Annotated in this window: 14 protein-coding genes; 9 read left to right on the forward strand and 5 right to left on the reverse strand. The window is 74.6% G+C overall.

Annotated elements, in window-relative coordinates; genetic code table 11:
* Nucleotides 1-4: 4 nt before the first annotated feature.
* Nucleotides 5-2,419 carry a TIM-barrel domain-containing protein gene (locus tag ACFU0Y_RS01990; protein ID WP_380212767.1) on the reverse strand — a complete coding sequence of 805 codons (2,415 nt, stop codon included), beginning with the start codon at nt 2,417-2,419 and terminating at the stop codon, nt 5-7.
* Between the two features lie 125 nt (nt 2,420-2,544).
* On the opposite strand from ACFU0Y_RS01990, the gene ACFU0Y_RS01995 reads away from it, so the two are divergent.
* Genes ACFU0Y_RS01995 through ACFU0Y_RS02005 form a run of 3 tightly spaced genes read left to right on the forward strand, consistent with a single transcriptional unit; the run spans nt 2,545 to nt 4,885 of the window.
* Entirely contained in the window at nt 2,545-3,720 is a 1,176-nt protein-coding gene (locus ACFU0Y_RS01995; RefSeq protein ID WP_380212781.1) for an LLM class flavin-dependent oxidoreductase, read from the forward strand.
* Nucleotides 3,717-4,406, forward strand: coding sequence for a CE1759 family FMN reductase (locus ACFU0Y_RS02000; protein WP_380212768.1), 690 nt, complete (start codon nt 3,717-3,719; stop codon nt 4,404-4,406). The genes ACFU0Y_RS01995 and ACFU0Y_RS02000 overlap by 4 nt, the downstream gene beginning before the upstream one ends.
* Nucleotides 4,407-4,414: 8 nt before the next feature.
* The gene (locus ACFU0Y_RS02005; RefSeq protein WP_380212769.1) at nt 4,415-4,885 is read left to right on the forward strand and encodes a MarR family winged helix-turn-helix transcriptional regulator; all 471 of its coding nucleotides are present in this window, start codon (nt 4,415-4,417) and stop codon (nt 4,883-4,885) included.
* 43 nt (nt 4,886-4,928) lie between these two features.
* Here ACFU0Y_RS02005 and ACFU0Y_RS02010 read toward each other — a convergent pair whose 3' ends face one another.
* The 4 genes from ACFU0Y_RS02010 to ACFU0Y_RS02025 form a co-directional block, all read right to left on the reverse strand.
* Nucleotides 4,929-5,435 (reverse strand): hypothetical protein, encoded by a 507-nt coding sequence (locus tag ACFU0Y_RS02010; RefSeq protein WP_380212770.1) that lies wholly within the window; start codon nt 5,433-5,435, stop codon nt 4,929-4,931.
* Nucleotides 5,436-5,604: 169 nt separating this feature from the next.
* Nucleotides 5,605-6,762 carry an acetate/propionate family kinase gene (locus ACFU0Y_RS02015; protein WP_380212771.1) on the reverse strand — a complete coding sequence of 386 codons (1,158 nt, stop codon included), beginning with the start codon at nt 6,760-6,762 and terminating at the stop codon, nt 5,605-5,607.
* 43 nt (nt 6,763-6,805) lie between these two features.
* Nucleotides 6,806-8,899, reverse strand: a complete 2,094-nt coding sequence (gene pta / locus ACFU0Y_RS02020) for a phosphate acetyltransferase (RefSeq protein WP_380212772.1) — start codon at nt 8,897-8,899, stop codon at nt 6,806-6,808.
* Between the two features lie 96 nt (nt 8,900-8,995).
* Nucleotides 8,996-9,253 carry a metal-sensitive transcriptional regulator gene (locus ACFU0Y_RS02025; RefSeq protein ID WP_380212773.1) on the reverse strand — a complete coding sequence of 86 codons (258 nt, stop codon included), beginning with the start codon at nt 9,251-9,253 and terminating at the stop codon, nt 8,996-8,998.
* Nucleotides 9,254-9,374: 121 nt separating this feature from the next.
* Here ACFU0Y_RS02025 and ACFU0Y_RS02030 point away from each other — a divergent pair, with 121 nt between their 5' ends.
* From ACFU0Y_RS02030 to ACFU0Y_RS02055, 6 genes are all read left to right on the forward strand, one after another.
* On the forward strand, nt 9,375-9,944 hold the full coding sequence (locus ACFU0Y_RS02030; RefSeq protein ID WP_380212774.1) for a rhodanese-like domain-containing protein: 570 nt from the start codon (nt 9,375-9,377) through the stop codon (nt 9,942-9,944).
* Between the two features lie 124 nt (nt 9,945-10,068).
* Complete coding sequence (locus tag ACFU0Y_RS02035) at nt 10,069-10,386, forward strand: MTH1187 family thiamine-binding protein (RefSeq protein WP_380212775.1); 318 nt, start codon at nt 10,069-10,071, stop codon at nt 10,384-10,386.
* 188 nt (nt 10,387-10,574) lie between these two features.
* Nucleotides 10,575-10,925, forward strand: coding sequence for a GNAT family N-acetyltransferase (locus tag ACFU0Y_RS02040; protein ID WP_380212776.1), 351 nt, complete (start codon nt 10,575-10,577; stop codon nt 10,923-10,925).
* A complete protein-coding gene (locus tag ACFU0Y_RS02045; RefSeq protein ID WP_380212777.1) occupies nt 10,922-11,821 on the forward strand; it encodes a spermidine synthase in 900 nt (299 codons plus the stop codon). The genes ACFU0Y_RS02040 and ACFU0Y_RS02045 overlap by 4 nt, the downstream gene beginning before the upstream one ends.
* Nucleotides 11,811-12,710, forward strand: coding sequence for a macrolide 2'-phosphotransferase (locus ACFU0Y_RS02050; RefSeq protein WP_380212778.1), 900 nt, complete (start codon nt 11,811-11,813; stop codon nt 12,708-12,710). Before ACFU0Y_RS02045 ends, ACFU0Y_RS02050 begins: the two co-directional genes overlap by 11 nt.
* A 102-nt stretch (nt 12,711-12,812) precedes the next feature.
* The gene (locus tag ACFU0Y_RS02055; protein ID WP_380212779.1) at nt 12,813-13,295 is read left to right on the forward strand and encodes a DUF1801 domain-containing protein; all 483 of its coding nucleotides are present in this window, start codon (nt 12,813-12,815) and stop codon (nt 13,293-13,295) included.
* Nucleotides 13,296-13,570: the final 275 nt, after the last annotated feature.

Consider the following 13,570-nt stretch of genomic DNA (forward strand, 5'->3'; position numbering starts at 1 on the left):
GGGCTCAGGGCCGCGTCGCGAGCACCAGCTCCGCGAGCGCGCTGAGCAGCGGCCCCTCGACGCCCAGGGCGGGCGCCTGCCCGAGCGCCCCCACGGGGTCCTGCCGCACGGCCTCGTGCACCCGCCGCTTGACCTCGTAGCTGATCTGGGCGTCGTTGAGCAGGTCGAAGACGCGGTCCGCGGGATCCTGGGCGGCCACGGTGCCCAGTTCCGGCGACCGCACGACCACCCGCGCTCCGGGGGCGACGTCCTCGACGGTGACCGACGTGCGGTGCCCGCGCACGCCGTTGCCGCGGCGGACCGCGCGGACGGGGACGGCCGTCCCGTCCACGGTGGCGCTGAGCCCGGTCAGGTCCTCCATGCCGACGAAGGTCAGGGTCCAGGTGCGCGCCGCCGGCAGGCAGTCCGTCCCGCCCCGGGCCGGACCGATGCTGAACTCCCCGGCGGCGACGTCGAGGGCGAGCCCAGTGCGCGCCCAGCGGGCCGGGTCGAGACCGTCCCCGCTGTCGTCGTCCTCGTCCAGCACGGTGCGGTGGGAGGCGCCGGCGACCACGAGGACCTCCAGCGCGGCGGGGTTGCCGATGCCCGGCGCGGCGTCGTCGTCGGACCCGGCGAGGGGCACGATCGCGCCGGCCCGGGCCAGGACGGGCACGTCGTCGAGGCCGCGGTGGAGCACGAGCTCCCGGCCGCCGTCGTAGACGGTGCCGGTAAACAGGTCCGTCCAGGAGCCCTCCGGCAGCCACACCGGCACCGCCGCGCGGGTGAGCACGGGGTCCGCAGGGGCGGTGACCGGGGCGACCATCAGCTCGGCCCCGAACAGGTACTGGTGGCCGTACCGGTAGGCCTGCTCCGCCTCCGGGTGCTCGTGGTACAGCGGCCGGACCAGGGGCACGCCCTCCACGGCGGCGGCCCGGTTGGCAGTGTGCAGGTAGGGGACCAGCCGGTGCCGCAGCCGCAGACCGCGCTCCATGGCCTCGGCGTAGGGGGAGCGGTAACGCCACGGCTCCTTGGCGATGAAGTCGTTGTCGCCGGAGTGCAGGCGCAGGACCGGGGAGAACACCCCGAACTGCAGCCAGCGGGTGGCCAGCTCGTCGTCCCGGCCGCCGAAGATGTGCCCGCCGATGTCGTGGCTCCACCAGCCGAAGCCGATGTTCGCCGCCGTGGCCGTGAAGTACGGCTGGAACGCCAGCGAGGCCCAGGAGATGACGGTGTCGCCGGAGAAGCCGACCGGGTACCGGTGGCTGCCCGGGCCGGCGTAGCGGGAGAGCGTCAGCGGGCGCGAGCCGTCCGCGCCCGAGTCCAGGAAGTGATAGTGGTTGAGCACCCACAGGGGATCCACGCCCGGCAGCCGGGAGTGCGGCCCGGACTGCCAGTCCACCCACCAGAAGTCCACGCCGTCGGCCTCCAGGCCACGGTGGAGGACCTCGAAGTACGCGGCCACGAAGTCCCGGTCGGTGACGTCGAAGGCCACGGGCTCCTCCGAGTCCGGCTCGCGCCCCAGGGCCTCGAGCATCGCGGGATGGGCGTCCTCGAAGGAGCGCACCCCGTCGGCCGGGTGCAGGTTGAGGGTGACCCGGTAGCCGCGCTCGTGCGCCCACGCGAGGAAGTCCCGGGGGTCGGGGAACAGCTCCCGGTTCCAGGTGTAGCCGGTCCAGCCCGAGCCGTGCCGGCGCTCCACGTGCTCGTCCGTGAGGTGCCAGTCCATGTCCACCACCAGCACGGAGAACGGCAGCCGGCGCCGGTCGAACTCGGCGACCAGCTCCCGGTACTCGGCGTCGTCGTAGGCGTGGTAGCGGCTCCACCAGTTGCCGAGCGCCCAGCGGGGCAGGACGGGCTGCGGCCCGGACAGGGCGTAGAAGTCGCGCAGCGCCTGCCGGTGGTCGTGGCCCCAGCCGAAGAAGTAGAGGTCCACGGCGCCCTCCTCGGGCGCGCGCGGGGCGTACCAGCCGTCGTCCGCCAGCAGGACCGAGCCGGAGTCGTCGATCACCCCGAAGCCCTCGCGGGACGTGATCCCCGGCTCGAGCGGGATCGGGCCGTCCGCCTCGTCCAGGGTGCGGGCGGTCCCGCCCAGGGTGGGGACCGGGGTGCCGTAGCGCCACACGCTGTGGTAGCTGGTCACGCCGCCGCGGATCTGCGCGGACAGGCCCGTCGGGCTGAAGGCCTGCTCGTCGTAGCTGAGGTGGACCCGGTCGGTCAGGAGCTCGATCCCGGACGGGGTGCGCCGCACCCGGAAGTCCGGCACCGGGAACCGGCGGTCCACCGCGAACGCGGACGGGCGGTCCTCGAAGCGGCCGCTGGGGCTGTACTCCAGGCGCAGCAGCCCGGGGCTCAGCACGCTGATGCGGTAGCGCTCGCCGGCGACGACGGCGCCGGGGTCGACGGTGCCGTCACCGGTGGGCAGGAAGTGGGGGAGGGGCATGCGTCCAGCCTAGGCGGGGTCGGGGGGAATAATCCGGGCCGGACAGCGCTTGACGCCAGTAGTTCAAATTTGAAATAAAGGTGGTGCCCGGCCGACCGGGCGCCGCCGCGGAGCAGGAGGACCACATGCAGTTCGGCATCTTCACCATCGGGGACGTCACCGAGGACCCGACCACGGGGCGCACCCCCACCGAGCACGAGCGGATCAGGGCGACCGTGGAGATCGCCCGGAAGGCGGAGGAGGTGGGCCTGGACGTCTTCGCCACCGGCCAGCACCACAATCCGCCGTTCGTGGCGCCGGCGAACCCGCCGATCCTGCTCGCGAGCATCGCGGCGCAGACCGAGCGGCTGCAGCTGTCCACGGCCACCACCCTGATCACCACCACCGACCCGGTGCGCATCGCGGAGGACTACGCCTATCTGCAGCACCTGACCGGCGGCCGCGTGGACCTCACCATGGGCCGCGGCAACACCGGCCCGGTCTATCCGTGGTTCGGCCAGGACATCCGCCAGGGCATCCCCCTGGCGGTCGAGCACTACAGCCTGCTCCACCGGCTGTGGCGGGAGGACGTGGTGAACTGGCAGGGCCGGTTCCGCGGCGCCCTCCAGGGCTTCACCTCGACCCCGCGCCCGCTCGACGGCGTGGCCCCCTTCGTGTGGCACGGCTCGATCCGCTCCCCCGAGATCCCGGAGCAGGCCGCCTACTACGGCGACGGGTTCTTCCACAACAACATCTTCTGGCCCGCCGAGCACACCCGGCGGATGGTGGAGTTCTACCGGGCCCGCTACGAGCACTACGGCCACGGCTCCGCCGACCAGGCGATCGTGGGCCTCGGCGGCCAGGTGTTCATGCGCCGCAACTCGCAAGACGCCGTGCGGGAGTTCCGCCCCTACTTCGACAGGGCCCCGGTCTACGGCCACGGGCCGTCCCTGGAGGACTTCACGGCGCAGACGCCGCTCACCGTGGGCTCTCCGCAGGAGGTCATCGAGAAGACCCTCGCGTTCCGCGACTACGCGGGTGACTACCAGCGCCAGCTGTTCCTGATGGACCACGCCGGCCTGCCGCTGAAGACCGTCCTGGAGCAGCTCGACCTGCTGGGCGAGGAGGTCGTGCCGGTGCTGCGCCGGGAGTTCGCCGCACTGAAGCCCGCCCACGTGCCGGAGGCCCCGACCCACGCCTCGCTGGTGGCCCGCCACCGCGCCGGCCAGGACCCGGTGCCCGGCGGCGCCGAGGACTCGCCCGCCGGACGCGCCCGCGCCGCGCAGGCCACGGAGCGTACCGCTGCGGAGGCGCACCGATGAGCGCCCCGGACCTTCCGACGACGACGGGCGCCGCCGCGGCGCGCCCGCTCACCGTGGCCGTGGTCTCGGCGGGGATGTCCGACGCGTCCTCCACCTCGCTGCTGGCCGAGCGGCTGGCCGCGGCCACCCGCGCCGCCCTGGACGGTACGCCGGTGCGGATCGAGCGCGTGGACCTGCGCCCGCTGGCCCACGCCATCGCCGACCACCTGCTCACCGGTTTCCCCGGCCCGGAGCTGCGGGCCGCGCTGGAGACGGTCGCCGGGGCGGACGCCCTGATCGCGGCCACCCCGACGTACCAGGCCTCCTACTCCGGGCTGTTCAAGTCCTTCGTCGACCTCGTCGAGGAGACCGCGCTCGAGGACCGGCCCGTGCTGATCGCCGCGACCGGGGGCACCGCCCGGCACTCCCTGATGCTGGAGACCGCCCTGCGGCCCCTGTTCACCCACCTCAAGGCGCTGGTGCTGCCCCTGGGCGTCTACGCCGCCACCGAGGACTGGGCCGGCGAATCGCTCGACTCGCGCATCCGGCGGGCCGGCGCGCAGCTGGCGCGCCAGCTCGTGACCGGCAGGGGGCACGGTGCCCGACCGGTCGACGAGGAGGCGGCGGGAGCGGCCCGGCCCGAGGCGGGCACCGGGTTCGACCGGGTCCCGGACTTCGCGGACCTGCTCGCCCGGGCCGGCCGGTGAGCGGGCCCGTGACCGGGGCGCAGCCCGCCCCCGGCGCCGGGCCGGAGACCGCCGCCCGTCCGTGGGCGGTGTGGCAGCTGTTCTTCGAGACCACCGCCCGGCTGACCACCGAGATCGAGAGCCGGCTCAAGGAGCACGGCTGCTCGCTCATGGACTACCAGGTGCTGCTGCTGCTGCACGACGCCGAGGGGCGCCGGCTGCGGATGGGGGAGCTGGCCCAGCGGATGGTCTTCTCCCCGAGCCGGCTCAGCTACCAGATCGGCGTGCTCGAGAAGCGCGGCTGGGTGCGCCGCCGGCGGTGCCCGCAGGACGCGCGCGGCCTCGAGGCCGAGCTCACCGACGAGGGGCTGCGCGCCTTCCGCCGGCTGCGGCCCGCCCACGCCCGGGACGTCGAGCAGCTGTTCCTCCGCGCGCTCGAGGGTGACGACGCCGACCGCCTGGCCGCCGTCATGGACCGCCTGGCCCGCACGCTGCCCTGACCACGGGGCGGCTCCGTCACGGCGCCGACGTCCCGGCGCGCGGTCAGCGCAGCGCGGCCCGCACCCCGGGCCGGGCGGCCACCACGAGCCAGGCAACGTCCACGACGGCCTTCAGGGCACCCGTCACGAGCCCCGGCGACGCGCCGAAGGGGCCCGCGAGCACCAGCACCGCGTTGGCCAGGATGGCCAGCAGCGCCATGGACGCCAGGACGATGCCGAGGATCCAGGCCCACTGCCGCTGCTCGCGCAGCGGGAAGTAGACGAGGGCGTAGAGCCCGGCGGTGAACCCGACTCCCAACAGCAGCGACATGACGAGGACGACCGTCCCGAACGCCGGCCCCGCAACCGGGCCCGTGTGCTGCTCGGGCGCCGCCAGCAGCCCCACGGCGCCGCCGAGGACCGCGATCGCGAAGGACGCCACGGTGAGCCGGAGCAGCAGCCGCAGATCGGGGGTCGCCGGGGGCCGGGGCGGGTGTGCCTTCGCGTAGGGCGGCGCGCCGAGCGGTGGCGGGCCGCCGGGGCCCCGGGGCTCGTAGGGCTGCTGGGACATCGTCGGCGCCTCCTGGCACAGCGGACGGACACGGGGCAGGAGCCTTGACGGGATCCCGCACCGAACCTATCCGGCCGAATCGCTTTCGCGAACACCTGGCGGGTCGACCCGCCCTGTGCGGCGGACCGTGACGCCCGGACCGCTCGGGCGGCGTGCCGCCCGGGTCCGGTCAGGCGCCGGGGGACCCGGCCGCGACGAGCGCCGCGGTCGCCGCCGCGATGGCCTGCTCCTCGTCGGTGGGCACCACGAGCACCTCCAGCGCCGAGCCCGGCGCGGAGATCCGGCGGACCTCCCGGGAGCGGGCGGCGTTGGCGTCGTCGTCGAGCATGACCCCGAGGGCGCCCAGGCGGCCGCAGACGCGGGCGCGGAAGGCCGAGGCGTTCTCCCCGATCCCGGCCGTGAAGACCAGCGCCTGCGCGCCGTCCACGGCCACGTGGTAGCCGCCCACGTACTTCGCCAGGCGGTGGGCGGCCATCTCCAGGGCCAGCTCGGCGCGCTCGTCACCGCCGTCGGCGGCCTCCTGGACGGCGCGCATGTCGTGGCTGCCGGCGACGGCCCGCAGGCCGGACTCCTTGTTGAGCACGGCGTCGAGCCGCTCGGGGGTCATCCCCGGCTCCCGGCGCAGGACGGCCGTGACCACGGACGGGTCCAGGTCCCCGGTGCGGGTCCCCATCACCAGGCCCGCCAGGGGGGTGTAGCCCATCGACGTGTCGTAGGAGGCGCCGTCCTTGACCGCGGTCACCGACGCCCCGTTGCCCAGGTGCGCCACCACGCAGCTGAACCGCTCGCGGGGGACGCCCAGGAACCGCGCGGCCTGCCCCGTCACCCAGTCGTGGGACGTGCCGTGGAACCCGTAGCGGCGGATGCCCCAGCGCTCGTAGAACTCCTCCGGCACGGCGTAGCGCCACACGTGCTCGGGCATGGTGCGGTGGAACGCGGTGTCGAACACGCAGATCTGCGGCAGGTCCGGCCACGTCCGCTGCACGGCCCGCAGGCCCAGGACGGCGGCGGGGTTGTGCAGGGGCGCCAGCGGCACCAGCCGCTCGATGTCGCGGATGATCTCGTTCGTGGCCAGCACCGGGGCGGAGAAGCGCTCGCCGCCGTGGACCACGCGGTGGCCCGCGGCGTCGATCGTGCGCCCCTCCAGCTCCACCTCGAGCCGCTCGGCGAGCAGCTCGAGCGCCTGCGTGTGGTCCTCGATCCGCGAGCTGCCGATGTTCTCGATCAGCCCGGAGGCCAGCACCGTCCCGCCGTCCTCGCCGGCCTCGAGCTCCCGGACCTGGTACTTCAGCGAGGACGAGCCGCAGTTGACGACGAGCACGAGCATGGAGGACTCCCTGGGGCGGTGGGACGGGGACGGAGGCGGTGGGTCACATGCCCTGCGCCTGGATCGCGGTGATCGCGACCGTGTTGACGATGTCGTCCACGGTGCACCCCCGCGAGAGGTCGTTCACGGGCTTGCGCAGTCCCTGCAGCACCGGGCCCACGGCCACGGCGCCGGCCGACTGCTGGACGGCCTTGTAGGTGTTGTTGCCGGTGTTGAGGTCCGGGAAGACGAACACGGTGGCGCGGCCGGCCACGGCGGAGCCGGGCAGCTTGGAGGCCGCGATCGAGGCGTCCACCGCGGCGTCGTACTGGATGGGGCCCTCCACCTCGAGCTCGGGGTCCGCGCCGCGCACGATCTCGGTGGCCGCCCGGACCTTGTCCACGTCCTCGCCGGAGCCGGAGCCGCCGGTCGAGTAGGACAGCATCGCCACCCGGGGCTCCACCCCGAACCGGCGGGCGGTGCGGGCGGAGGCGAGCGCGATGTCCGCGAGCTGCTGCGCGTCCGGGTTGGGGTTCACGGCGCAGTCGCCGTAGACCAGCACGCGGTCCTCGAGGAGCATGAGGAACACGGAGGAGACGATCCTCACGCCCTCGGACGTCTTCACGAACTCCAGGGCGGGGCGGATGGTGTTGGCGGTGGTGTGCGCGGCGCCGGAGACCATGCCGTCCACGTCCCCCATCTGCACCATCATGGTGCCGAAGTAGGAGCCGTCGAGCATGCGCTCGAGCGCGGTCTCCGGCTGCACGCCCTTGTGGGCGCGCAGCCGCACGTACTCCCCGGCATACCTCTCGCGCAGGGCCTCGTCGTGCTCGAAGTCCACGAGCGTCAGCCCGTCCTCGGCGAAGTCGAGGTTGATGCCCTCCGTCTGGCACAGCTGGGCGATCCGCCCGGGATCGCCCAGGACCGTGAGGTCGCAGAAGTTGCGGCGGTGGATCATCTCCGCCGCCCGCAGGATGCGCGGGTCCTCGCCCTCGGGCAGCACGATGTTCTTCCGGTCCGCCCGGGCGGTCTCGACGAGCTCGTGCAGGAAGCGCAGGGGAGTGCGCTTGGCCGGGCGCGGGAGGTCCAGCCGGCTCACGAGCTCCTCGCCGTCCACGCGCCGGGCCCACTCGCCGAGCGCGGCCGCGACCTTGCGCGGGTGCGCCCCGGAGAGGGTGCCCCGGGTCCGGGAGACCTCCCGCGCGGCCTGGTAGGTGTCCAGCCCGGTGGTCAGCACGGGGAACGGGGCCGCGGCGGTGAGCTCCCGGATCCGGCCCTCGGTCTCGAAGCCGCCCGTCAGCAGCATCCCCGAGGGGACGGGCAGCGCGGGGGAGAGGGCGGAGGCCAGGGACGCGACGACGATGTCGGAGCGGTCCCCCGGTGTGATGACGAAGTCGCCGTCGGCGAGCTGCTCGAGGTAGTGGCCCACCGTCATGGCGGCGATCTTCACTCCCTTGACGTCGCGGTCCAGGGAGACCGCGGACGGGCCGTCCCCGAAGCCGTGCCGGTCCCGCAGCTCGGCGACCGTGGGCGCGGCGACCGCCTCGTTCTCGGCGATGACGTACACGGGCAGGCCGCGCACGCCGCGGGCGGCGTTGTGCTCGATCCGCTCCACCCAGCCGGGGCGGGCCCGGTTGACGATGACGGCGAAGATGTCGCACCGCATCTGGTTCAGCTCGGCACGGGTGACCTCGATCGCGTTGAGCACGTCCTCGGGGCTCTCCGACTCGTCGGCGCCGATCACGGCCAGCACGGAGGCGCCCAGGTTGTTGGCCATCCGGGCGTTCATGTCGAACTCGGCGGTGGCCGCGTTGTGCGCCAGGAGGTCGGTGCCGTCCACCACGACCACGTCGCAGTGCCGGGCCATCTCGCCGTAGACGGACACGGCCATCGCGTCGAGCTCGTCGTGGTCCCCGGCGGCCAGCAGCTCCCGGGTGCGGGCCAGGGAGATGCCGCCGCGGCAGCGTTCGTCCGGGAGGTCGAAGTTGCGCTTCATCAGCTGGACCATGGGGTCCTCCGCCGGGCTCTCCCCGAGGTGGACGGGCCGGAAGTAGCCCAGGCGGTCCGTCTTGCGGAACAGCGAGTCGGCCAGGCCGAGGGCCACGAGCGACTTGCCGGACTGCGGCGTCATCGCGCTGACGTAGATGCCTTGGGTCATGGTGGCGGAGTCCTCCGACGCTCGGGCTGGGTCGGTGACCAGTCTAGGCCCGCCCGAGGGACGGGTGGGCCGGGCCCGTGGCCTCGGACCGGGGACTCAGGCCAAGGAGAGGAACATCTTCTCCAGCTCGGCCCTGTCCAGGCTCGGGTCCTCCGAGCGCAGGCACTGCTCGAGGCCCGTGGCGATGATGGAGAAGCCGGCCTTGTCGAGCGCGCGGGAGACGGCGGACAGCTGCGTCACCACGTCCTTGCACTCGCGGCTCTCCTCGAGCATGCGGATGACGGCGCCCAGCTGGCCCTGCGCCCGCTTGAGCCGGTTGATGGTGGGGGTGAGGTCCTGGGGGTCGAGTTGCACGGGGCGCTCCTGGGTGTGGGGTCTGCTCCGACGATTCTATACCCCCAGGGGGATCTTGCATACCCAGGGGGGTATGGTGCATCATGGAGTCACACCCCGACACCCCGGAAGGAACTGCCGCATGACCTCGAAAGTCGCCCCCGCCGAGCTGAAGTCCTGGATCGAGTCCGGCGAGGAGGTCGCCGTCCTCGACGTGCGCTCCGCCGCCGAGTTCGCCGCCGAGCACATCGACGGCGCCTACAACGTCCCCGTCGACCTCGTGGCCGACCACGCGCAGGACATCGCCGAGGCCCTCGGCGGCAAGGTCGCCCTGATCTGCCGCTCCGGCGCCCGGGCCTCCCGCGCCCAGGAGATCCTGTCCTCGGCCGGCACCGAGAGCACCTACGTCGTCGACGGCACCGTCGACGACTTCGAGCAGGCCGGCGGCGCGGTCGTCCGCGGCGCCTCCACCTGGGCCATGGACCGCCAGGTCCGCATGGTCGCCGGCTCGCTCGTGCTCGCGAGCGTGGTGGGCGGGCAGCTGGTCTCCCCGAAGCTGCGCGCCGTCGCCGCGGGCGTCGGCGGCGGGCTCGCCTACTCCGCGCTGTCCAACACCTGCGCCATGGCGAACGTGCTCTCGAGGATGCCCTGGAACCGGGGTGCCGAGGATCCCTCCAAGGACGCCGTGCTGGAGCAGCTCGCGGCGAAGTGAGCCGCCGGGCCGACCCCGCGGTCCGATCCGGCGCCCGGCCCCGCCGCCACGTCCCCTGCGTGGCGGCGGGGCCGTCGTCGTCCCCGGGGTTCACCCGGACGCCGCCGGGTGGGAGGATGGGGGCATGCTGGTTGCCTTCTCCGTCTCCCCGTCCGGTGGCGAGAACCCGAGCGGTTCCGTCCACGACGCCGTCGCCGCCGCCGTCCGCGTGGTCCGCGAGTCCGGCCTGCCGCACGAGACCGATGCCATGTTCACCACGATCGAGGGCGAGTGGGACGAGGTCATGGACGTCGTCAAGCACGCCACCGAGGCCGTGGCCGACTACGGGCCCCGGGTCTCCCTCGTGCTCAAGGCCGACATCCGCCCCGGCCACACCGGGGAGCTGCAGGGCAAGGTCGAGCGCCTCGAGGCCGCCATCCGGCGGCAGGCGATCGAGTCCTGAGCTCTGCCCCCGCCGCGGTCCGCCTGCGGTCCGCCGGGCCGTCCGACGCCGCGGCCTGGACCGAGCTGCACCTGCGCTGCCTCGACGAGACCTACCGCCCGCTCTTCGGGGACGCCTTCGCCGACCGGCAGCAGGCCGCGGCCGGGCGCACCGCCGGATACGACCGCGCCCTCCTCGCCGACCCCGACGTGCGCACCCTCCTCGCGGTCGACGACGACGGGTGCCCGCTCGGGCTGGTCTCCGCCGGCCCGGCCCCCGCCGCGTGGGAGGGACGGGCCGGGGTGCCCGCCCCGATCGTCCCGCTGCAGCTGTTCCAGCTCTACGTGCTGCGGGCGGCCTACGGCACGGGCGTCGGCGCCGCCCTGCAGGAGGCCGCCATCGGCGCCGCGGACGCGTATCTGTGGATCATGGACGGCAACGCCCGTGCCGAGCGCTTCTACGCCCGGCACGGCTTCCGGGCCCTGGCCGAGTCCTTCCCCGCCGGCGGGCCCTGGGCCGGGCAGCACATGCACCGCATGCTGCGGACGGGGGCCGCGTGAGCCGGGCGTCCCGCCGCTCGCGGGCCGCGCCGGCGCCCGCCGGGACCACCGGTCCCGCGGCGGGCAGCTACGAGATCTCGACCGGCACCGCCGAGCTCGTGCCCGACGCCTATGCCCCCGGCTCCTGGGTGCTGCACGTCAACGGCGTCCCCTCCTCCCACGTGGACCCCGAGCACCCCGAGCGGCTGGACTTCGAGTACATGCGCTGGATCGCCGCGGTCGTGGACGCCCACGTGGGTGTCCAGCTGGACCCGGAGCGGCTGCGGGTGCTGCACCTCGGCGGCGGCGCCTGCTCGCTCGCCCGGTACCTCGCCCACGCGCACCCGGCGGCGCGGCAGGTGGTCGTCGAGCTCGACGGCCGGCTCGCCGAGCTGGTCCGGGAGTGGTTCGACCTCCCGCGCGCCCCGCTGCTGCGGATCCGGGTGGGGGAGGCCCGGGCCGTCACGGAGTCGCTGAGCCCCGGCACCCGGGACGTGGTGGTCCGCGACGTCTTCGCGGGCGCCGTGACGCCCGAGCCGCTCACCACGGTGGAGTTCGCCCGGCACGTCCGGCGCGTCCTGGCCCCGGGCGGGCTGTACGTGCTCAACTGCGGCGACACCCGGGACCTCGCCGGGGCGCGCGCGGAGCTCGCCGCGCTGTCCGAGGTCTTCGAGCACGTGGCCGCCGTGGCGGACCCGGCGATGCTCAAGGGCCGCCGCTACGGCAACATCGTGCTGGCCGCCTCTCCCGAGCCGCTGCCGCCCGAGGGCTCGCCCGGGGCGGTCGCGCTGGCCCGGGAGCTGCTCGGCGGCGCGGTGCCCGCCCAGTACAAGGACGAGGCGTGGGTCCGCTCCTTCGTGGGCGGCACCCCGCCGCGCCACGACCCGGCCCCCGAGGGGGAGCGCGATGGCGTCTGAGCTCCCGGCCGGGCAGGACGTGCGCGCCCTCGCGGCGCGGCACGGGCTGGACCTGGAGCCCGGCAGCGTCCGGTTCGAGGAGGCGGGGCTGGACTACCGGGTGGCCTTCGCCGCGGCCTCCGGCACCGGCGAGCCGTGGGTGCTACGGATCCCGCGTCGCCCCGACGTCGCGGCCAAGGTGGCCGAGGAGCGGCGGATCCTCGACTTCGTGCGGCCGCGGCTCCCGGTCGCGGTGCCCGACTGGCGGATCGCGGGCCCGGATCTCGTCGCCTATCCGCTGCTGCCCGGCCGGCCCGGTCTCACCCTCGACCCCGCGGGGCAGCCGGTCTGGCACTACGACACCGCCTCCCCGGAGTACGCCCGGTCCCTGGCGGAGGTCGTCGCGTCCCTCCACCGCCTCGACCCCGCCGCCGCGGCGGCGGCCGGTGTCCCGGCCGAGACCCCCGACGAGGTGCGTCGGCGGTGGGCGGCCGACCTCGAGCGGGTGCTCGGCCAGTTCGACGTCGCCGCGGAGCTCGCGGCGCGGTGGCGGGCCTGGCTCGACGACGACGGGCTGTGGCCGCGCAGCACGGTCCTCACGCACGGCGAGATCTATCCCGCCCACCTGCTGCTCGACGACAGCGGCCGCGTCCTGTCCGTCCTGGACTGGACGACGGCCGGCGTCGGCGACCCGGTCCTGGATCTCGTGCACCAGTACCTGATCGCCCCACCCGGGTCCTTCGCGGTGACGGTCCGGGCCTACGAGGAGCTCACCGGCCGCCACGAGCCCCGCCTCGCCGACCGCTGCGAGGCCCTGCTGGCGGCCGGTCCCCTCGGCTACGCGCTCTTCGCCCTGGCCTCCGGGGCGCCGGAGCACCGGGCGGCCGCCGCCGCGCAGCTGCGCCCCTGAGGCCTCCCGCCCGGCAGGGGCGGATCGGGCGACCGCCGGGGCGGTCGGAGTCGCTAGCGTGGGAGCACACCTGTCCCCAGGACCGACCAGGAACGGAGCACCATGAGCGGCACGGCGCGGAACGACGAGCACCAGGACCGGACGACGTCCTCGGCGGAGGGGTTCTCCGAGGAGGAGCGCGCCGCCATGAGATCCCGGGCCGCGGAGCTGAGGGCCGCGGCACGCGGGGGCCGTGGCGCGAAGAAGGCGGCCGCGGACGAGGCGGCGGTGCTCGCGGCGATCGCCGCGATGGCGCCGCCGGACCGGGAGCTGGCGGAGCGCGTGCACGCCGTCGTCACCGCGGCCGCCCCCGAGCTGGCCCCGAAGCTCTGGTACGGCCAGCCGGCGTGGGCCCGGGGTGGGAAGGTGGTGTGCTTCTTCCGCAGCGGCCGGCAGGACGAGGAGCGCTATTCGACGTTCGGCTTCAGTGCCGAGGCGCACCTCGACGACGACGCCGGTCTGTGGGCGACCTCCTTCGCCCTGACCCGGCTGGACGAGGCCGGTGCGGCGACCCTCGGCGAACTGGTCCGGAGGGCCGTGGGCTGAGGCGTCCCCCGGGCCGCGGCCGCGCGGGCGGACGGGGACCGCTTCCTGCTCACGGGGTCCGAACCACCGTGGACACCGTGCGCTAGTACGTATTAGTCTTCGGGGACCTGCACTACCCGGGTCTCCCCGGGTCGGTGCGTCCCGCGTCGGAAAGAGGATCCCATGCCTGCTCCCCGTCAGTTGAACGTCGGTTTGATCGGCGCCGGCCGCATCGGCTCCAGCCACGCGGAGCTGATCGCCCGCGCCATTCCCAACGCTCGTCTGGCGGCCGTGGC

Source organism: Kocuria sp. NPDC057446 (assembly GCF_042802875.1).
Classification (GTDB): domain Bacteria; phylum Actinomycetota; class Actinomycetes; order Actinomycetales; family Micrococcaceae; genus Kocuria.